Below are 19,675 nucleotides of genomic sequence, written 5' to 3' on the forward strand. Positions count from 1 at the left end.
TCGCCGGAAGGCTCAGCGGGCCGGAGCGAACCAGCCGTCGTGCCGGCGCAGCCCCAGGGCGAAGGCCAGCAGGGTCAGGCTGCGCACCAGCATGAACAGCAGGAAGGTCAGCCACAGGCCGTGGTTGCCCAGGCCCTGCAAGGCCCAGGCGCAGGGCAGGGTGATGAGCACACTGAGCAGCATGCCGTTGCGCATTTCCCGGGCGCGGGTGGCGCCGATGAACAGGCCGTCCAGCAGGTAGCTCCAGACCGCGATCAGCGGCAGGGCGGCGAGGTAAGGCAGGTAGATGAAGGCGGTCTGGCGCACTTCGGCGATATCGGTCTGCATCTCGATGAACAGGTGCCCGGCGCACAGGAACAGCACGGCAAAGCCGAGGCTGGCCAGCAGCGACCAGCCGCCGGCCACCACCAGCGAACGGCGCAGAGCCAGGCGATCGCGGGCGCCGATGGCGTGGCCGCACAGGGCCTCCACCGCATGGGCCAGGCCGTCCAGGGCGTGGGCGGTCAGCAGCAGGCCGTTGAGCAACAGGGCGTTGGCGGCCACGGTGGCGTCCCCCAGGCGCGCGCCTTGCACGGTGATCAGGAAGAACACCGATTGCAGGGCCAGGCTGCGAATGAAGATGTCACGGTTGACCGCCAGCAGCGGTCGCCAGCTGGCCCAGCGCTGCAACGCCGCCCAGGCAATCCGCCCCGGATAGGCGCGCAGGGCCGGGCGGGTCATGGCCAGGCCGATCAGCGCGCCGGTCCACTCGGCGATCACCGAGGCCCTGGCCGAGCCGGCCACGCCCCAGTCCAGGCCCAGCACGAACCACAGGTTGAGGGCGATGTTGATCAGGTTGGTGCTCAGCAGGATCGCCAGCGGCGCGCGGGCGTTCTGGGTGCCGAGGAACCAGCCGACCAGGGCCATGCTGGCCAGCGCCGCCGGCAGCCCGAGCAGGCGGGTATGGAAGAAGGTCCGGGTCATTTCGTCCAGCTCGGCCGAAGGCTGCATCAACTGCAAGGCCGCGCCGCTCAGCGGCACGCCTATGGCGCCCAGCAGCAAGGCCAGCCCCATGGCCAGCAGCAGGCCTTGCACCAGGATCTGCCGCAGCGCCGCACCGTCGGCGCGCCCGGCGGCCTGGGCGGCAAAGCCGGTGGCGCCCATGCGCAGAAAACCCATGGCCCAGGCCAGGAAGGTATAGAGGCTGGCGCCGACCGCCACCGCGCCGAGCTGGTGGGCGTGGGGCAGATGGCCGATGACGGTGCTGTCGACCAGCGCCACCAGCGGCACGGAAATATTGGAAAGAATCATCGGCGCGGCCAGCGCCCACACCCGACCATGGGTCGGACGGTGGCGCCAGGCAGAAATCAGGCTGGACATGCAGGCTCCTTGCGAGAGCCGGCATTGTAGCTGCTTGCCCGGCCGGCCATGCCACCCCAATCACGCCGCAAATCCTGTAGGAGCGAAGCTTGCTCGCGATTGGCGTCGGCATGTTCACTCATGTTCTTCCGGGTCTGCTCAGGCAGCGCAAGCGCCGCTTCGCGGCTGATCGCGAGCAAGCTTCGCTCCTACAAAGAAGCTGCGGGTGATGGGCCCTCTATCGATCAATGTGCGCTGCGCCACAGCCAGCCAGACGGCGGTGAGATATAGTTCAACCCTTCGATACTCCTGCCAATGAGTGCCCCATGCTTAACAAAGGATTGTTCCTGGCCTGTGCGCTGGCCTTGCTGAGCGCTTGCGATTCCTCGACCTCCGACAAGGCGGCGACCACTTCGGCTCCGACAGCGGCGGTGCCCGCGGCCAAGGCTCGGCCCGTGCAGGATGTCGCTGTCCTCAAGCAACGCTACGCCGGTCGCGAGTTGAGCGTGGTGGACGTGTCCGAGGTGCAGCTCGACGGGGCCAGCACGCTGTCGGTGAGTTTCTCGGTGCCCCTGGACCCGCAGCAGAAGTTCGCCGACAAGCTGCATCTGGTGGACAGCAAGAGCGGCAAGGTCGACGGCGCCTGGGAGCTGTCGGACAACTTCATGGAACTGCGCCTGCGCCACCTGGAGCCGCAGCGCAAACTGGTGCTGACCGTCGACGCCGGGCTGCGCGGAGTGAACGACGCGACCCTGGCCGCCGAATACGTCAGCCGCCTGGAAACCCGCGACCTGCAAGCCACGGTTGGTTTCGCCAGCCGCGGCACCCTGTTGCCGACCCGTCTCGCCGAGGGCCTGCCGGTGATCGCGCTGAACGTCGACAAGGTCGATGTCGAATTCTTCCGCATCAAGCCTGAGTCGCTGCCGGTGTTCCTCGCCCAGTGGGGGCGCAATAACAGCCTGCACAGTTACGAGTCCCGCGAACTGCTGCCGATGGCCGACCTGGTGTATGGCGGCCGCTTCGACCTCAACCCGGCGCGCAATACCCGGGAAACCCTGCTGCTGCCGATCGCCGGGCTCAAGCCGCTGCAACAGCCGGGCGTGTACCTGGCGGTGATGCGCGCCTCGGGCACCTACAACTATTCGCAACCGGCGACCCTGTTCACCCTCAGCGACATCGGCCTGTCGGTGCACCGTTACCAGAACCACCTGGATGTCTTTACCCAGGCCCTGGAAGGCGGCAAGGCGCTGGACGGCGTCAGCCTGGAACTGCTGGACGGCGAAGGCCGCGTGCTCGGCCAGGGCAAGACCGAGAAGGGTGGCCATGCCGAGCTGCCGCTGCCGAAGAAAGCCGAAGTGCTGCTGGCCCACCAGGGCGAGCAGACCAGCCTGCTGCGCTTGAACGGCTCCGCCCTGGACCTGGCCGAATTCAATATCGGCGGCCCACAGCCCCATCCGTTGCAGTTCTTCGTGTTCGGCCCCCGCGACCTGTATCGCCCCGGCGAAACCGTGCTGCTCAACGCGCTGCTGCGGGACAAGGATGGCAATGCGGTCAAGCCGCAGCCGGTAAGCGTCGAAGTACGCCGGCCGGATGAGCAGGTCAGCCGCAAGTTCGTTTGGGACGCCGATGCCTCGGGGCTGTATCAGTACCAACTGCAACTGGCCGGCGAAGCGCCGACCGGGCGCTGGCAGCTGGTGTTCGACCTCGGCGACGGCAAGCCGCAGCTGTACGAATTTCTCGTGGAAGATTTCCTGCCCGAGCGCCTGGCGCTGGAACTCAAGGGCAGCGACACACCGCTCAAGCCGGACGAGGCCGTCGAGATCAGCGTCAACGGTCGTTACCTGTATGGCGCCCCGGCCGCCGGCAATCGCCTGAGCGGCCAGCTTTACGTGCGGCCGCTGCGCGAGGCGGTCAAGGCCTTGCCGGGCTACCAGTTCGGCTCGATCACCGAAGAAGAGCTGAGCCAGGACCTGGAGATCGAGGAGTCGACGCTGGATGAAAACGGCGAAGAAGTGATCGCCCTGGAAAGCAAATGGGCCGGGGCCCGTTCGCCGCTGCAACTGATCGTCCAGGGCAGCCTGCAGGAATCGGGCGGTCGCCCGATCACCCGGCGGGTGGTGCTGCCGGTGTGGCCGGCGGACCGGTTGCCGGGGCTGCGGGCGCTGTTCGACGGCACGGAAACCGACGGCGATGGCCCGGTCGAATTCGAACTGCTGGTGGCCAACAATGAAGGCCAGAAGCTGGCTGCGGACAACCTCAAGGTGCGCCTGGTGCGCGAGCGCCGCGACTACTACTGGAACTATTCGGAAAGCGATGGCTGGAGTTATCACTTCAACGAGAAATTCCTCACCCAGGACGAACAGACCCTGAGCATCAAGGCTGGCGATACCGCGAAGGTCAGCTTCCCCGTGGAGTGGGGCCCTTATCGCGTCGAGGTCGAGGATCCGCAGACCGGGCTGGTCAGCAGCCTGCGTTTCTGGGCCGGCTACCGCTCCCAGGACAACGCCGAAGGCGGCGCGGTGCGCCCCGACCAGGTCAAGCTGGCGCTGGACAAACCGCTGTATGGCGACGGCGACACCGCCAACGTCACGGTGACCCCGCCGGCCGCCGGCAAGGGTTACCTGCTGGTGGAGTCCAGTGACGGTCCGCTGTGGTGGCAGGAAATCGACGTGCCGGCCGAGGGCAAGAGCTATGCGATCAAGCTCGATCCGAAGTGGGCGCGCCACGACCTGTACGTCAGTGCGCTGGTCATCCGCCCCGGCGAGCGCAAGGCCAACATCACCCCCAAACGCGCGGTGGGCGTATTGCACCTGCCGCTGGATCGCACCCAGCGCAAGCTCGGCCTGACCCTGACTGCGCCGGAAAAAATGCGCCCCAAGCAACCGCTCAAGGTGAAGATCCAGGCGAAGAACGCCGATGGCAGTGTGCCGAAAGAGGCTCATGTGCTGCTGGCGGCGGTGGACGTGGGCATCCTCAACATCACCGAATACCCGACCCCAGACCCGTACTCCAGCCTGTTCGGGCGCAAGGCCTATGGCGCCGACCAGCTGGATATCTACGGGCAGTTGATCGAGGCCGGCCAGGGCCGCCTGGCCAGCCTGGCCTTCGGTGGTGACGCGGCGCTGGCCAAGGGCGGCAAGCGTCCGGACACCAGCGTCACCATCGTCGCCCTGCAAAGCGCGCCGGTGACCCTCAACGAACAGGGTGAAGGCGAAGTCAGCGTCGATATCCCCGACTTCAACGGCGAGCTGCGCCTGATGGCCCAGGCCTGGACCGACGAGCGCTACGGCATGGCCGAAGGCAAGACGGTGATCGCCGCGCCGCTGATCGCCGAGCTGTCGGCGCCGCGTTTCCTCGCCGGCGGCGACCAGACTACCCTGGCGCTGGACCTGTCCAACCTCTCGGGCAAGGCGCAGAAACTCGATGTGCAACTGAGCGCCGAAGGGCAGCTGGCGCTGGTCAACGAGACCCACCGGAGCGTGCAACTGACCCAGGGCCAGCGCACCACGCTGCGTATCCCGGTGCGGGCGCTGGGCGGCTTCGGCCAGGGCAAGGTCAAGGTGCTGGTCAATGGCCTGGATCTTCCCGGCGAGAGCCTGCCGCCGTTCAGCCGCGAATGGACCCTGGGGGTGCGACCGGCCTATCCGGCGTTGCTCAGGCATTACCGCGCGGTGCTCAAGGATCAGCCGTGGAGCCTGCCGGAAGGCGAGCTGGCGGCGTTCGAACCGGCCGGGCGCGAAGCGCTGCTGAGCCTGTCGAGCCGGCCGCCGTTGAACCTCGGCGAGCAGATCCGCGCACTCAAGGCCTACCCCTACGGTTGCCTGGAGCAGACCACCAGCGGCCTGTACCCGGCGCTGTACGCCGATGCCGTCAGCCTGAAACGCCTGGGCCTGGAAGGCGAGCCGGATGCCGAGCGCAAGCGCAAGATCGAGCTGGGCATCGAACGCCTGCTGGGCATGCAGCGCTATAACGGCAGCTTCGGCCTGTGGGGCGCAGACGGCGAAGAGGAATACTGGCTGACCGCCTACGTCACCGACTTCCTGCTGCGGGCCCGCGACCAGGGCTTCGCGGTGCCGGCCGAGGCGCTGAAGAAGGCCAACGAACGCCTGCTGCGTTACCTGCAGGAGCGCAACCTGATCGAGGTCAACTACAGCGAAAATGCCGAGCACACGCGCTTTGCCGTGCAGGCCTACGCCGGGCTGGTATTGGCGCGCAGTCAACAGGCGCCGCTGGGCGCGCTGCGCAGCCTGTTCGAACGGCGCACCGATGCCCGCTCCGGCCTGCCGCTGGTGCAACTGGCCATCGCCCTGCAGAAAATGGGCGACCAGCCACGGGCCGAGCAGGCCTTGACCGCCGGCCTTGCGGCCTCGCGCAACAGCAAGGACTGGCTGGCCGACTATGGCAGCCCGCTACGGGATCAGGCGCTGATCCTGGCGCTGCTGGAAGAGAACGACCTGGCCGAGGGCAAGCGCGAGGAACGGCTGTTCGAGCTGTCCGACCAACTGGCGGCCAGCCCGTACCTGTCGACCCAAGAGCGCAACTCGCTGTTCCTCGCCGGCCGTGGCCTGCTGGGCAAGCCGGAAGCCAACTGGACTGCGCAACTGAGCAGTGGCGCCGAAAGTCGCGAGCTGAACAACGGCCAGCCGGGCCTGAAACTGCAAGGCGCATTGCTCGCGTCGCCGTTGTCGGTGCGCAATCAAGGCAGCGAGCCGGTGTACCAGCAACTGACCATTTCCGGTTATCCACAGCATGCGCCGCCGGCCGGTGGCGAGAACCTGAGCATTCGTCGCGAATACCTGGGAATGAACGGCCAGCCGCTGGACCTGCGGGCCCTGGGCAGTGGCGACCTGGTGCTGGTGCATCTGGCTGTCAGCGCCAAGCAGCGGGTGCCGGATGCGCTGGTGGTGGACCTGCTGCCGGCCGGCCTGGAACTGGAAAACCAGAACCTGGCGCAGAGCGCTGCCAGCCTGGAAAACGCCAGCAGCCAGGTCAAGGAATGGCGTGAGTCGATGCAGAACGCCAGCCTCAAGCACCAGGAGTTCCGCGATGACCGCTACGTGGCGGCGCTGAACCTGGACGGCTACGACAGCGTCACGCACCTGCTGTACCTGGCACGCGCGGTCACGCCCGGCACCTATCGTGTGCCGCCGCCGCAAGTGGAGTCGATGTACCGGCCGAACTGGCAGGCCGTGGGTGAAACCCTGCCGGAGATGGTGATCAAGGGGCGTTGAGAAGGGGATTGCGGCAAGCTCGCCCCGCCAGGCGCGAGCTTGCCGGCGATCAACTGTCGGGCGGTCAGTGCACCACCCAGCTCAGCAGCCACAGCCCCAGCAGCAGCCAGATGATGCCCATGACGATCGAGGCGCGCATGAAGGCGCGGACCGCCGAGTACAGCAGCATCAGCCCGACGATCAGGGTGATGATGCTGATGATCGAAGTGTCCATGCCCAGCGCCCGCGACAGGCCGTCGATAAAGTTGCCGCCGGCGTTCGTCAGGGCGTTGAACAGACCGCTGAGGCCATCGACGATAAACCGTATGACCGAGCCCAGCGCCTGGCCGAGCCATTCAAAAAAGCTTTCTACCTGCATGCGTGCATCCTGATGAAAAAGTTGGCGTGCTTGCCAGACCTGAGCCTTTGGCCATCAATCGCGCTGGCGAGTTCCGTTCCAAGCATAGAGGTTCGCGGGTTTGATTTTTCGATTAGTTGTATCGCGCCTGCGCAGTTTCTGGTGGCGAATATCCGGCCAGGCAAAGTCGCCCGGCTTGCCATCGGCGCAACCGGGCGGCCGCCGTGGCTGGCGAGTCCTGCGGATGGTGCTGGGCGGCCTGTTGCTGCTGTGGGCCGGGCTCTGGCTGGCCGACCGCATCTGGCCGCTGCCGCTGCCCAAGGATGACCTGGCGCGGGTGGTGCTGGCCGAGGATGGCACGCCACTGTGGCGCTTCGCCGATGCCAATGGGGTCTGGCGTTATCCGGTGCGCACCGATGAAGTCTCGCCCTATTACCTGGACGCGCTGCTGACCTACGAAGACCGCTGGTTCTACAGCCATCCCGGGGTCAACCCGATGGCGCTGGTGCGCGCTGCCTGGCAGAACCTCACCGGCGGGCGGGTGTTGTCCGGCGGCAGCACCCTGTCGATGCAGGTGGCGCGCTTGCTCGATCCGCACTCGCGAACCTGGCACGGCAAGCTGCGCCAGCTGTGGCGCACCGCGCAGCTGGAATGGCACCTGAGCAAGCAGCAGATCCTCACGCTCTACCTCAACCGCGCGCCATTCGGCGGCACCCTGCAAGGGGTGGCCGCGGCCAGCTGGGCTTACCTGGGCAAGTCGCCGCAGCACCTGACCCACGCCGAGGCCGCGCTGCTGGCGGTGCTGCCCCAGGCGCCGAGCCGGCTGCGCCCGGACCGGCATGCCGCGCGGGCACAGGCGGCCCGGGACAAGGTGCTGCAGCGCCTGGCGCAGTTCCAGGTCTGGCCGCAGTCGGCGGTGGATGAAGCGTTGCAGGAACCCCTGTTGCTGGCGCCACGGTTGGAGCCGAGCCTGGCGCCCTTGCTGGCGCGCCGGCTGAACCGTCCGGACAGCCCGCCGCTGATCCGCACCACCCTGGACGCCAACCTGCAACGCCGCCTGGAAGACCTGCTGCTGGGCTGGCGCGCACGCCTGCCGGAACACACCTCGGCGGCGATCCTGGTGGTCGAGGCGCAGAGCATGGCCGTGCGCGCCTACCTGGGTTCGGTGGATATCAACGATGCGCGGCGCTTCGGCCATGTGGACATGATCAGCGCCATGCGCTCGCCGGGTTCGACCCTCAAGCCCTTCCTCTATGGCATGGCGCTGGATGCCGGGTTGATCCATTCCGAATCGCTGCTGCAAGACGTGCCGCGGCGTTATGGCGACTACCGGCCGGGCAACTTTTCCATGGGCTTCAGCGGCGCGGTGTCGGCCAGCACGGCCCTGGCCACTTCGCTGAACCTGCCCGCGGTGCAACTGTTGGAAGCCTACGGACCGAAACGGTTTGCCGCCGAGATGCGCATCGGCGGCATGCCCCTGACCCTGCCGGCGCTGGCGGAACCGAACCTGGCGCTGATTCTCGGCGGCGCCGGCAGCCGCCTGGAGGACCTGGTCAGCGGCTACAGCGCCTTCGCCCGTGGCGGCAAGAGCGCCAGCCTCCGCCTGCAACCGGACGATGAGTTGCGCGAGCGGCCCTTGCTGTCCCCCGGTTCGGCGTGGATCGTGCGGCGCATTCTCAGCGGCCAGGCGCGCCCGGACCGCGACCCGCGGGCCGAACTGGTGCAGCGCCCGGTGCTGGCCTGGAAGACCGGCACCAGTTATGGCTTTCGCGACGCCTGGGCGATCGGCGTCGGGCCGCGCTACCTGATCGGCATCTGGATCGGCCGCCCGGACGGCACCCCGGTGCCGGGCCAGTTCGGCCTGGCCTCGGCGGCGCCCTTGATGCTGCAAGTGCACGATGTGCTGATCAACCGCGACAGCCAGCGCGGTATCGGCGCGCCGGTACAGCCGGTGCCGATGAGTGTCGGGGTGGCGGCGATCTGTTGGCCGCTGGGCCAGCCCATGAGCCGCAGCGATCCGAACTGCCGCCGCCAGCGTTTCGCTTGGACCCTGGACGGCACCACGCCGCCGACCTTGCAGGCGGCGGATCAACCCTTGGGTGTCGGCCTGCTGGAAAAAGTCTGGGTCAATGCCAAGGGCCTGCGGGTCGACGCCAAGTGCCCGGGGGCGCAGGCGCGGGATATCGCGCTGTGGCCGGCGCCGCTGGAGCCCTGGCTGCCGCGCATCGAACGGCGTGAAGCGCGCCTGCCGGCCAACGACCCGGATTGCCCGGGGCCGGCGCTGGCGGCAGCGGCGCCTTTGTCCATCGTCGGCGTGCGCGAGGGCGATCGGTTGCGTCGCCCGGCGGCCAGCCAGGAACTGCTGCGGCTCAAGCTGTCGGCCCTGGGCGGCAGCGGCCGGCGCTGGTGGTTCGTCAACGGCGAGCCGCTGGGCGAGAGTGCCAACCAGGACAGTATCAACGCCAGCTTCGAACGCTTGGGGCCTTATCAACTGAGCGTGCTGGACGAAGGCGGGCAGACGGCGCGGGTCGAGTTCAGCGTTATCGATTGAGGGGATGGTGCGGGCCTTGCCTTCATTCGCCATCCCCCCGAAGCTATACGCCTTCAGGAGACCCCGATGAACCTAGACGAACTGACCCAACGCCTGCACGCCATTCGCGACCGCAATGACTGGCGGCCATTTCACAGCCCGAAGAACCTCGCCATGGCCGCCAGCGTGGAGATGGCCGAGCTGGTGGAAATCTTCCAGTGGCTGAGCGAAGACCAGTCGCGGCAACTGCCGGCGGACAAGCAGGCCCACGCCGGCCAGGAAGTCGGTGACATCGTGCTGTACCTGTTGCTGCTGTGCAGCGAGCTGGGCCTGGACCTGGAGCAGGTGGTGCGCAGCAAGCTGGCCGACAGCGAACGGCGGTTCAGCTGATGAGCGATCGTCATTTCGACCAGCTGGCGACCCGTTTCGCCCAAAAGATCTACGGCGGCGCCAAGGGCGCGATCCGCCTGGCGGTGCTCCAGGCCGACCTGGCCGAAGCCTTGCCGGACCGGCCGCTGCGAGTGCTGGATATCGGCGCCGGGCTGGGGCACATGTCGTTGTGGCTGGCCCAGCGTGGCCACCAGGTGACCCTGGCCGAACCGGCCGAGCCGATGCTCGAAGGCGCCCGCCAGCGCTTCGCCGAGGCCGGCCAGCAGGCGACCTTTATCCAGGCGCCCTGGCAGGACCTGCTGGGCCAGCTCACCGAACCCTACGACCTGGTGCTGTGCCATGCGGTGCTGGAATGGCTGGCCGAGCCCCACGCGATCCTGCCGGTGCTGCATCAACTGACCACTCAGGACGGCTGGCTGTCGCTGGCCTTCTACAACCGCGATGCGCTGATCTATCGCAACCTGCTCAAGGGCCACTTTCGCAAGATGCGCAAGAACGACATGGCCGGCGAGAAGCAGAGCCTGACCCCGCAACAGCCCCTCGATCCACGGGAGCTGGCGGCGCAACTCGACGGCGTGTGGCAGGTCGAAACCCAGAGCGGGGTACGGGTTTTCCACGACTACATGCCGGTGGAATTCCAGGCCCGCGCCGAGTTGCTGGATCTGTTGGAAATGGAATTGGCCTATCGTCGTCACCCAAGCTTTGCCGGGCTTGGGCGTTACCTGCACTGGATTTGCCGTCCGGTCTGAGCGGAGCCCGAAATGAAACGCCACGCTGGTTTGCTTGTGATGTCCCTGGGGCTGGCGGCCTGCCAGAGCCCCAATCCCTATGTCGCCAGTTCCAATCCGTTGCCGCCGGCGCCCCCGCAGGCGGCCGGCACCTTCGACCGCAGCGCCTATCCGGCGCCCCAGCGCGACTATGGCCGCTATCGCAGCTGGGCCTGGCGCGACGGGCGCCTGCCCAACGGCTCGGCCTGGGCCGATTCGGCGCAGGTCGCCGAGGCGGTCAGCAATGCCCTCGACCAGCGCGGCCTGCGCCCGCTGCACGACAACCGCCCGGCGGACCTGTGGGTCAGCGCCGACCTGCACCTGGAAAAGCGCCTGCGCCAGGTGCAGGACGACTACGGCTACGGTTACGGAGGTTATGGCTACAACCGCTACGGCCCCGGCTACGGCATGTACAACACAGTGCCGGTGGTGCGTACCTACGAGGTGGAAGTCGTGGTGGTGCGGGTCAACCTGTTCGACGGCGGCAGTGGCCAGCCGGTGTGGAGCGCCAGCGCGGAAACCTCGAGCCAGGGCAGCCTGAGCGAGCGCGCCGATGCGTTGCGCGAGGCTGTGGAAAAGGCCATGGCGGCGTATCCTCCTAGTTAGGCTCCGTACGAAGCTGCGCGATGGGCTGGGTTGAAAACAGGCTTCGCTCGCCAACTTTCGTACAGACCTAGCGACATCCCTTCAGGTGCATTTGCTCTTCTGGAGACACATCATGTTCCGCCCTCTTGCTTTACTGGCCCTGGCCGCGCTGCTCAGCGCCTGCGCCGCCAACCAGGTCAACCATGACTTCGACGCCAGTCGCGACTTCGCTGCCTATCGCAGCTGGAGCTTCAAGGAACCCGCCCTGCAATACCGCCCCGACGATCCGCGGATCAAGAGCGACCTGACCGAACAGCGCATCCGCCAGGCGGTCAGCGACCAACTGGACCAGCGCGGCCTGCGTCCGGCCGCGGCGGGCAAAAAGGCTGATCTCAACGTCCAGACTTACCTGATCGTCGAGAACCGCCAGCAGCAGGTCACCACCAATTACGGCGGCGGCTGGGGTGGCCCGTGGAACGGCTACTGGGGCGCGCCGATGTACAACGAAACCCGCAACATCACCTACAAGGTCGCCACCATCCAGATCGACCTGCTCGATGGCAAGGACGGCAAGCTGGTGTGGCGCGGCAGCGACGAGCAGATACTCAGCAGCACGCCGAACCCCGCCGATCGCAGCACGGCGATCAGGGAGACCGTCGGCCGGATCCTGGCGAACTATCCGCCCAGGTAAGTCGCGGCATTCCACCGCGGCCACTTCCCAAACACAGCGCTGGCAGGTCGCCAGCGTTGTGTTGCAGCCTTGACTACACTCCTTTCACCCAGCGGAGGTTGCGCCCGGCGGTGCGCCGGCAAAGGAGTGCTCCATGTTTTCCCGCACGCAGTTTTCCGGACCGGCTCGGCAGCGTGGCGCTATTGGTCTGATAGGGGCGTTGGCGTTGGGCACGGCGGTGTTGTGCACGCTGGTGGTGGTCGACAGCGGGCGCCTGTACCTGGATCAGCGCGAGTTGCAGCGAGTGGCCGATAACGCCGCCTTGGAGGCGGTGGCGCGGGGCGGTAATTGCCAGGCGGGGGGCAGCGCTGATAGGTATGCGAAAGAAAGCGCGGCGCGCAACGGCTTTGCGGTGGGAGACGACAGGCCGCTGACCGCCACCTGCGGCTCACTACGGACCGGTGCCGACAACCTGCGCACCTTCAGCCCCAATGCCAGCCAGGCCAGCGCCATCCGGGTGGTGGTCAGTGAGAGGGTGCCCACCAGCATTGCCCTCGGTGTAACCAATCTGTTTTCCGATATCCCCCTCAGTACCGACACACGGCTTAGCGCCATGGCTGTTGCTGCGGCACCAACGCCCAGTGTCGCTCAGTTGAGCATCCGGAGTACGTTGCTCACCGTAGATACAGCCGAGTCCAATCTCCTTAACGCCGTAGCCTCGGGTTTGCTCGGCGGAAATGTGAGCCTGAGTGCAGCCGGCTGGAACGGGCTATTGCAGAGCAATATCAACCTGCTCAAGTATCTGGATCAGTTGGCAATCAACCTCAATGTGACGGCCGGGGATTACAACCAACTAGTTGCAACCGACGCTACCGTGAGTCAGCTGATTCAAGCGGCAGCCACTGTTGTACAGGCCAACGGTGCCACTGCTGATGTACAGGCCAACGGTGTCACTGCTGATGTGTTAACGGCTTTAGCCAGTTTGCAGTTGGCAGCGACTGGCAGTAATCCAGTAAAGCTTGGGGACATTTTGCAGCTTCAAACCGGCACGGTCTCGACCGGACTGGATGCCAGCGTACAGCTGTTTCAGCTGATGCAGGCCTTTGTCGAACTGGCCAGCAGTAAGAGTGCAGTAGCGGCGACATTGCCGATCAGTGCACTGGGGCTGGCGGACGTGACGACAAAGATCAAGGTAATCGAGCCGCCCCGGTTGTCGGCTATCGGTGATCCGGAACTGGCCAAGGCCAGTCCGCGCGGCCCGGACCAGATTTATGTACGAACGGCGCAGGTGCGGGTCTTGGTCTCGGTGAACCTACCGGTACTATCGAGCGTATCCGGGTTGAGCAATGCGGTGCTTGGTCTGGTCGGAACCCTTACTCCGACCGTCAACAGCCTGCTGAGTCTTAATCTGGTCGATACCATCAATTCGCTGTCATGCCTGCTGGGCGCCGGTTGCCAGCAGTTATCTCCGCAGCTGCTACCTTCACCGCAAATCGACATTGTCCTGGAGGCTGGAGGCGCGGAATCCTATGTCACTGATTACAGTTGTCCGGTGTCGGGGTCTGGTACCAAGAGCCTGACGGCGCATACCTCTACTTCACTGGCGAATCTCAAGGTCGGCCAGATCGATGACCCGGCCAGTGCTTTTTCATCGTCGTCTTCGCCATCTGTGAAACCGTTGCCACTGGTGGATCTGGGAGTCTGGACTTGTCACAAGATTCTCGGTATCGGCAGCTGCGGCCCGGCCCGAACCGCATACGCCGCTGGTGGTCTCGCCATCATGACTTCCACCAGCGTGGTCCCTAGCACCCAGGACCTGGTCTTCTCCAGCAATACTGCCCCGTTTCCGATACCGGCGAACGTCAAGCTAGAGCCGAGTTTTCAAACGGTACAACCCACCACTAATGTGGTTGCCAGCCTGGCCAGTACATTGGCAGGAATCAGTCTGATCACCTACAAACCGCTCGGTGGTAATCCGCTGGGATCGGTTGTCATGGGAGTAGCGGGCCTGATCAGCGACGTCAGCACTATCCTGACGCCATTGATCACCGGCTTATTGAGTCCGCTGCTCGATCCGCTGCTGAACAAGCTGCTGACCAGTCTTGGGATCGATCTGATGAACGTAGAGGTTGGCGCCAACCTCACCTGCGGCCAGACCGGCCGGGCTTACCTGGTGCTCTGATCGCTCTGTACCAGCGGCAGTTCGATGCAGAAACAGGCGCCTGCGTCGGTGTTACTGACGCTCAGGCGCCCGCCCATGTTCTCGACTATGCCGTAGCTCACCGAGAGCCCGAGCCCGGTGCCCACGCCGACCGGCTTGGTGGTAAAGAAGGGTTCGAAGATGCGCCCCAGCAGGCGCGGGTCGATGCCACCGGCATTGTCTTCGACCAGCAGCCGCACCCGCTGCGCGTCATGCTCGGCGCGTATCGCGATCCAGGGCCGCAGGTCCGGATCCTGCTCGCGCCGGCCGAGCAGCGCGTCCCGGGCATTGACCAGCAGGTTGATCAAGACTTGCTCAAGCTGATCGACATGGCCGCGGACTTGCACCTTGAAGTCGATTGGTGCGATACGCAATTCCACGCCCTTGCCGCGCATGCCGTCGGCCAGCAGCGACAGGCAGCCTTCCACGGCCTGGGCCGGGTCGAAAGGTTGCTGTTCGATTTCCGAGCTGCGGCCAAACACCCGCATATGGTCCACCACCCGGCCGGCCCGCTGGACCTGGGCATCGATGCGCTTGAGCTTGTCCTGCAGGTAGTCGAGCTGCACGTCGCCGTTGTTCAGGCGCTTGAGCACGTTGACGATGGCCATGCGCATGACATTCAGCGGCTGGTTGATTTCATGGGCCAGCCCGGTGGCCATTTCACCCAGGGTGGCCATCTTCGCGCTTTGCATCAGTTGCAGCTGGGAGCGACGGACTTCGGTGTTGTCGCGGCCGACGGCCTGGATCTCCCGCAGGCGCCCTTGCGCGTCGAATACCCCGCGGTCGGACCAGACCCACCAGGCGTGTTCGCGCCCCGGCAGTTGCAGGTTGATTTCCGCGGTGCTGACCGGAAATTCCGGGGTCAGCTGGCGGATGCGTTGCACGAAGGCGGCGTGTTGTTCGGCGGACAGCCAGTCACCCAGGTTGGCCCCGGCCAGTTGTTCGGGCGGGCATTCCAGGTAGGTCGCCAGGGGCCGGTTGCCGAAGGTCAGGGTCAGGTCGGGCAGGTAGCGGCAGATCATCGCCGGGGAGTCTTCCACCAGGATCCGATAGCGCTCCTCGCTGAGTCGGATCTGCTCGGCGGCCAGGGTGGCGTCGGTGACGTCCAGCCACAGGCCGACGGCCTCGACCGGCATGCCCAGGTCGTCGCGCAGCAGCCTGGCCTCGTCGAGCACCCAGTGGTACTCGCCACGGCTGTCGAGCAGGCGGTAGCGGCTGCGCACCGCGCCTTCGCGCAGCAGTTGCCGGTTGCGCTCGAAGTAGCGGTCGCGGTCGTCGGCGTGCACCCGTTCCGCCAGGGCGCCGTCGTTGCAGTCGTTCAGGCTCCAGCCGAGCAGCGGCTGCAGGCTGTCGCTGAAAAACGTCGGCTGCAGCGCGCCCTCGACATAGCGCTGGACATAGATCACCGCCGGCGAATGGGCGATCAGGTTGTCCAGCCGGGCGTGGGCCGCGGCCGCCTGCTGTTCCTGATTCTTGATGTCGCTGATGTCCAGCATGAAGCCGACAAAACGCTGGTTCTGGCCAATACCCAGGGCCTGCCCCTGCAGGCGGTACCAGATGGCCGGCAACTGCGGGTCGGCCCGCTGCATGCGTACGCAGAGCAGCAGGGGTTTACCCTGTCGCAACTCCTGCAGGCGGCTGCTCAGCTCCTGGCGATCGGCGGGGTGGATCAGGGCCAGCCAGGCCTGCAGCGACAGGCGCCGGGTCTGGGGTTCCAGCAACAGGTTGAGGGCCAGCTGCGGCGCCAGCTGGATCTCGTTGTCCTGTGGATACAGCTCCCACCAACCGGTGCCGAGCAAACCTTGCAAGGCCTCCAGGCGCTCCAGCTGGTGATGGTGCTGTTGTTCGCGCAAGCGACCGAGCAAGGGCTCGGCCAGGGCGGCGCTCAATTGCAGCCAGTCCCGTTCGTTCAACTGCGGAGCCTGCTGGCGTACCGCGTAGAAACCGCAGAGCAGCCAGGCCGCGACGCCGTGATCGTCGCGAAAGGGCACGACAAAGCCTTCGCTGTTGCCGAACGCACGTTGCAGGCGCGGATGGTCGCCGAGGCCTTGGGTGAAGGTCAGCGACTGCGGGGCATTGCCGTTCAGGCTGTCCAGCCCGGTGCCCAGGACCTGGCCCTTGTGCCACAGCTGCGGTGCGTCGGGGGCCTGATACAGGCCATGGATGTACCAGCCCTGTTCCTGGTCGTCGAGCAGCGCCAGGGCGAGGCAGGGGATATGCCAGTGCTGGGCCACGGCATGGAGTTGCTCATGCAGCACCTCGGGCAGGCGGAAGAGGCTGCACAAGCGCAGTTGCTCGCTGATCTGCGCCGCGAACTGCTGGCAGTCCTGGCGTTGCTGCGCCTGCTGGCGCTCCAGCAGCAGGTCGCCGATATCCAGCAGGTGCAGGAGCCAGCCTTGGGTGGACGGTTGCACCCAGCCGCGCAGGTGCAGGGTTTGCCCGCCAGCACCATGGAAGTCCAGGTCGAGCACGTGTCCCTGCCAGTCGCCAGGAGTGCCTTCGACGCTCAGCGCGCTGTGCGCCAGCAGGTAATCCAGCAGCGACGCCGGTCCCTCGGCGGCCGGCGGCTGGGCCAGGGCGTGGCGCAGCGGGCCGGTCATTTGCAGCACCTGGGCGTTGTGGTCCAGATGCACCAGCAGGCCGACCCCAGGCGTGGCCAGGGGCGGTGCGGGAGGAAGCGCCTGGGGCGTGGTGCGGCCGAGAAAACGCCCGAGGAGTTTGTCGCCCGAGCTCAAAATTGCAGACTCGACTGAGCGCTGAGGTTCGCCGGCAGGGCGGGCACGCTGCCCATGCCCGGCAGCACCAGGAAGGGGATGACCTGCCTGAGCTTGTCGGTGGAGTAGTGGACCCGCACCGTGAGCAGGCCGCCGGCGTAAGTCACGGTGGCATCGCTGGCGCTGTTGGCGTCGAAGTTGAAGGCCTGCGGAATCCAGGTCAGTTGCTCGCGCAAGGTGTTCTTCGCACGTGCTATCAGGGCGGCGTCATAACCGGGCGTGGCGGGGTCCAGGGCGACGCTGCGCCGCACCGCTTCGGCAGTCGCCTTGTTGAAGGACTGCACCATCAACAGCGGCACGCTGTAGCTGACCAGGCCATAAAACACGGCGAAAAAAATGATGAAGACCATGGCGAACTCGATGGCCACGGCACCTTTTTGTTTTCCCGGCAGGTTCACTTTCACGGCGGCGTCTACCCTGACTGCTAGTGGGTCATGTCAGCATAGGATCATTCAGCCAGAAGGGATGTTTTTTAACCGATGCAGAACTGGATTCTCTTGGCTTGGCTGGGGCTGTGTGCGGTGCAGGATATCCGCCAGCGTCATCTCGCCAACGGCTTGACCCTGGGGGTCGCGCTGCTGGCGCTGGGTTACTTGCTGTGGGCCGGCAACACCTGGCTGGGAGCCGATGCGGTGGACGGAGGCAAGGCGCTGTTGCTGGCGTTGCTGCTGACCGTGCCGGGCTATGTGCTGGGACGGATGGGCGGCGGTGACGTGAAGCTCCTGGCGGCCCTGGGGCTGGCGTCCGATCCCTTGCACCTGCTGGGTACCTTCATCGGTGCCGCGCTGGCCAGCGGCCTGTGGTGGCTGCTCGCGCCCCGGCTGTTGCCCGCTGCCGACCAACCGCTGGCGAGGTCGTTGCGCCACCTCGATCCGCGGCAGGGGCAAAAGTACGCCTTTGCCCCTTTTGTCCTTGTCGGCATGGCCCTGACCCTGCTGTGGATCCGCTAGTCGTCATGCCATCTATCTCTATGTACATAGTCGGAAAGTAGTCTACGTTTATCCTGTACCTGCCCGAAGTGGACGCGGCAGGGCAGGAGCATTCGTCTTGGGCTTGCCAGGCATGGAGTTGCGCGTGAACAAGCTTATATCCGGCATCAAAGTACTCGTGGTCGACGACCAGTCGCTGATAGTCGAAGAGCTTTGCGAGTTTCTTGAAGGCAGCGGTTATCGCTGTGTCCCTTGTGAGTCCAGCCGTCAGGCGATCCAGCAGTTCAATGAAGATGCCGAAATCGGCCTGGTGCTGTGCGACCTGCACATGCCCGATCTCGATGGCATCCAGTTGGTGCAGGAACTGCAGCGCATCGCCGGCAAGCATCGGGTCTTCGAAGCCATCATGCTCACCGGCCAGGCCGACAAGCAGGATGTGATCAAGGCCTTGCGCGCCGGCATCGCCGATTACTACCAGAAACCCATCGACCTCGATGAACTGCTGGCCGGCCTGCAACGCCAGGAAGCGACCTTGCAGGAGCGGCAGAAAAACCTGCAGCTGGGGCATCTGAACCAGAAGCTGCAGTTCCTTTCCGAATCCATCGACGATCTTTACCAGGACCTGGACAAAGTGCGTCGCGCGCCACTCGCACCACCGACGACGCAGGCGTCGGACCAGGGCGGCGGCGAGGTGGAGCAGGTCGAAATTCCGGCGATCTTCAGCCAGCTGTCGCCCCGGCAACTGGATGTGGCCCGCCTGGTGGGCAAGGGGCAGACCAACTACCAGATCGCCTGTGAACTGGGGATCACGGAAAATACTGTGAAGCTCTATGTGTCCCAGGTACTGCGCCTGACCCATATGCACAACCGTACCCAATTGGCGTTGGCGTTGGCACCCAGCAACTCGGGGTTGCGCCAGCGCGTGACCGCGCACTAATCCCTCCCAACACGCAGCAAACCCCGGCAGCCCCGAGGGTTTGTTGCGTCCTGCATACCGGCTTTTGCCATTCAGTGTGAGCCGCTGCTTCCTTCTATCTATTGGGCGAAAGCCCGGGCAATGGCGCTGACGCCAGGTCCGGCCAGGACGATCAGTAACGCCGGGAAGAGAAACAGCATCATCACCACGGACATTTTCGCCGACATCGTTGAGATGTATTCCTGCAGGCGCGTCAGGCGCCGGTCATCGAGCAGCAGCTTGAGCGACTGCAACGACTTCATCGCCCCACCGCCCTGGTGGATCAGTTGTTGAAGGATCACGCAGGTGTCGGTGAACTCATCGACGGCCAGCAGTCGTGCGGACTTGTTCAGTTCTTCCCCCAGTTCCAGGCCGGAATCCACCCGGGCCAGCACCAGGCGCAACTCCTGGGTCAGGGCCGGCAGCAGTTTCTGCGCGTCCTTGCTCAACACCCGCAGGGCCTGTTCCACCGCCATGCCCGATTCGAACAGGATGCGCAGCAGGGGAATGAAGGTGGAGATATCGACCGCCAGTTGTTTCTGCCGCCTGCTGGCGGCCATGGCCAGCAGACGCTTGGGCAACAGGTAGCCGAGGCTCAGGGCGAACACCGGGGCGACCCAGTGGTTTTTCGCCGCCGGGAAAAACACTCCCTGGATCACCAGGGTCAGGCCCAGGGCGAGAATCGGTACGCCGATCTGGCAGGCGGCGAACAGCGAGCGTTGCCGCGCGCTGCGCCAGCCCAGGCGGTTGAGCAGCAACTGGGTTTCGTTGTCGAGCCTGACCGCATGCTGGCCGATCTTGCTGTCGCCCAGCACATGCAGCCAGTTGCCGAGTGGGTTGTCGCGCGCCAGGTGTCCCAGCAGGCGTTCGGTCACCTGGCGCGTGCGCCGGCGCTGCTCCAGCCAGCTGCTCAGCATCAGCAGCATGGCGGCGAGAAACAGCAGCGCACTGATCAGCAAGGCCGTCATG

The 19,675-nt window shown here is 65.6% G+C and carries 15 protein-coding genes; 9 read left to right on the top strand and 6 right to left on the bottom strand.

Translation table 11 applies throughout. From position 1 onward, the window contains the following. Positions 1–12: 12 nt before the first annotated feature. Positions 13–1,359, bottom strand: a complete 1,347-nt coding sequence (locus tag PVZ78_RS16730; RefSeq protein WP_053268124.1) for an MATE family efflux transporter — start codon at positions 1,357–1,359, stop codon at positions 13–15. Next, entirely contained in the window at positions 1,347–1,538 is a 192-nt protein-coding gene (locus PVZ78_RS16735) for a hypothetical protein (RefSeq protein ID WP_138984938.1), read from the bottom strand. The genes PVZ78_RS16730 and PVZ78_RS16735 overlap by 13 nt, the downstream gene beginning before the upstream one ends. 126 nt (positions 1,539–1,664) lie before the next feature. Here PVZ78_RS16735 and PVZ78_RS16740 point away from each other — a divergent pair, with 126 nt between their 5' ends. Further along, positions 1,665–6,569: an alpha-2-macroglobulin family protein gene (locus PVZ78_RS16740; protein ID WP_273828968.1), complete on the top strand. Its 4,905-nt coding sequence runs from the start codon at positions 1,665–1,667 to the stop codon at positions 6,567–6,569. Positions 6,570–6,633: 64 nt separating this feature from the next. Here PVZ78_RS16740 and PVZ78_RS16745 read toward each other — a convergent pair whose 3' ends face one another. After that, the gene (locus tag PVZ78_RS16745) at positions 6,634–6,927 is read right to left on the bottom strand and encodes a hypothetical protein (protein ID WP_007921634.1); all 294 of its coding nucleotides are present in this window, start codon (positions 6,925–6,927) and stop codon (positions 6,634–6,636) included. Positions 6,928–7,150: 223 nt separating this feature from the next. Here PVZ78_RS16745 and pbpC point away from each other — a divergent pair, with 223 nt between their 5' ends. The 6 genes from pbpC (at position 7,151) to PVZ78_RS16775 (ending at position 14,030) form a co-directional block, all read left to right on the top strand. Further along, positions 7,151–9,457: a peptidoglycan glycosyltransferase PbpC gene (gene pbpC / locus PVZ78_RS16750; RefSeq protein WP_273828984.1), complete on the top strand. Its 2,307-nt coding sequence runs from the start codon at positions 7,151–7,153 to the stop codon at positions 9,455–9,457. 66 nt (positions 9,458–9,523) lie between these two features. Next, positions 9,524–9,826 (top strand): MazG-like family protein, encoded by a 303-nt coding sequence (locus tag PVZ78_RS16755; RefSeq protein WP_273828969.1) that lies wholly within the window; start codon positions 9,524–9,526, stop codon positions 9,824–9,826. Continuing rightward, positions 9,826–10,575 carry a methyltransferase gene (locus tag PVZ78_RS16760; protein ID WP_038630512.1) on the top strand — a complete coding sequence of 250 codons (750 nt, stop codon included), beginning with the start codon at positions 9,826–9,828 and terminating at the stop codon, positions 10,573–10,575. Before PVZ78_RS16755 ends, PVZ78_RS16760 begins: the two co-directional genes overlap by 1 nt. Before the next feature lie 12 nt (positions 10,576–10,587). Beyond that, positions 10,588–11,199: a DUF4136 domain-containing protein gene (locus PVZ78_RS16765; protein WP_009046784.1), complete on the top strand. Its 612-nt coding sequence runs from the start codon at positions 10,588–10,590 to the stop codon at positions 11,197–11,199. 112 nt (positions 11,200–11,311) lie between these two features. Next, positions 11,312–11,869 carry a DUF4136 domain-containing protein gene (locus PVZ78_RS16770; protein ID WP_007928685.1) on the top strand — a complete coding sequence of 186 codons (558 nt, stop codon included), beginning with the start codon at positions 11,312–11,314 and terminating at the stop codon, positions 11,867–11,869. Between the two features lie 133 nt (positions 11,870–12,002). Next, positions 12,003–14,030 carry a TadG family pilus assembly protein gene (locus PVZ78_RS16775; RefSeq protein ID WP_273828970.1) on the top strand — a complete coding sequence of 676 codons (2,028 nt, stop codon included), beginning with the start codon at positions 12,003–12,005 and terminating at the stop codon, positions 14,028–14,030. Here the strand turns inward: PVZ78_RS16775 and PVZ78_RS16780 are convergent. Both PVZ78_RS16780 and PVZ78_RS16785 read right to left on the bottom strand, forming a co-directional pair. After that, positions 14,015–16,783 (bottom strand): PAS domain-containing sensor histidine kinase, encoded by a 2,769-nt coding sequence (locus tag PVZ78_RS16780; RefSeq protein ID WP_273828971.1) that lies wholly within the window; start codon positions 16,781–16,783, stop codon positions 14,015–14,017. The two genes, PVZ78_RS16775 and PVZ78_RS16780, sit on opposite strands and share 16 nt — an antisense overlap. Further along, a complete protein-coding gene (locus PVZ78_RS16785; protein ID WP_124298426.1) occupies positions 16,780–17,226 on the bottom strand; it encodes a TadE/TadG family type IV pilus assembly protein in 447 nt (148 codons plus the stop codon). The genes PVZ78_RS16780 and PVZ78_RS16785 overlap by 4 nt, the downstream gene beginning before the upstream one ends. A 75-nt stretch (positions 17,227–17,301) precedes the next feature. Between PVZ78_RS16785 and PVZ78_RS16790 the strand changes: the two genes are divergently transcribed. Then, complete coding sequence (locus PVZ78_RS16790) at positions 17,302–17,772, top strand: prepilin peptidase (RefSeq protein ID WP_038630516.1); 471 nt, start codon at positions 17,302–17,304, stop codon at positions 17,770–17,772. Positions 17,773–17,896: 124 nt separating this feature from the next. Then, positions 17,897–18,688 (top strand): response regulator transcription factor, encoded by a 792-nt coding sequence (locus PVZ78_RS16795; RefSeq protein WP_009046790.1) that lies wholly within the window; start codon positions 17,897–17,899, stop codon positions 18,686–18,688. A gap of 98 nt (positions 18,689–18,786) precedes the next feature. On the opposite strand, the gene PVZ78_RS16800 is transcribed toward PVZ78_RS16795, so the two are convergent. Further along, complete coding sequence (locus tag PVZ78_RS16800; protein WP_009046791.1) at positions 18,787–19,674, bottom strand: type II secretion system F family protein; 888 nt, start codon at positions 19,672–19,674, stop codon at positions 18,787–18,789. Position 19,675: the final 1 nt, after the last annotated feature.

Source organism: Pseudomonas sp. SBT1-2 (assembly GCF_028640875.1).
GTDB lineage: Bacteria > Pseudomonadota > Gammaproteobacteria > Pseudomonadales > Pseudomonadaceae > Aquipseudomonas > Aquipseudomonas chlororaphis_I.

Excerpts from the sequence above, each read along its gene's own strand:
- pbpC (WP_273828984.1), top strand. The coding sequence starts at position 7,151 with ATGGTGCTGGGCGGCCTGTTGCTGCTGTGGGCCGGGCTCTGGCTGGCC.
- PVZ78_RS16730 (WP_053268124.1), bottom strand. The coding sequence starts at position 1,359 with ATGTCCAGCCTGATTTCTGCCTGGCGCCACCGTCCGACCCATGGTCGG.
- PVZ78_RS16765 (WP_009046784.1), top strand. The coding sequence starts at position 10,588 with ATGAAACGCCACGCTGGTTTGCTTGTGATGTCCCTGGGGCTGGCGGCC.
- PVZ78_RS16800 (WP_009046791.1), bottom strand. The coding sequence starts at position 19,674 with ATGACGGCCTTGCTGATCAGTGCGCTGCTGTTTCTCGCCGCCATGCTG.
- PVZ78_RS16770 (WP_007928685.1), top strand. The coding sequence starts at position 11,312 with ATGTTCCGCCCTCTTGCTTTACTGGCCCTGGCCGCGCTGCTCAGCGCC.
- PVZ78_RS16790 (WP_038630516.1), top strand. The coding sequence starts at position 17,302 with ATGCAGAACTGGATTCTCTTGGCTTGGCTGGGGCTGTGTGCGGTGCAG.
- PVZ78_RS16755 (WP_273828969.1), top strand. The coding sequence starts at position 9,524 with ATGAACCTAGACGAACTGACCCAACGCCTGCACGCCATTCGCGACCGC.
- PVZ78_RS16775 (WP_273828970.1), top strand. The coding sequence starts at position 12,003 with ATGTTTTCCCGCACGCAGTTTTCCGGACCGGCTCGGCAGCGTGGCGCT.
- PVZ78_RS16740 (WP_273828968.1), top strand. The coding sequence starts at position 1,665 with ATGCTTAACAAAGGATTGTTCCTGGCCTGTGCGCTGGCCTTGCTGAGC.
- PVZ78_RS16745 (WP_007921634.1), bottom strand. The coding sequence starts at position 6,927 with ATGCAGGTAGAAAGCTTTTTTGAATGGCTCGGCCAGGCGCTGGGCTCG.
- PVZ78_RS16760 (WP_038630512.1), top strand. The coding sequence starts at position 9,826 with ATGAGCGATCGTCATTTCGACCAGCTGGCGACCCGTTTCGCCCAAAAG.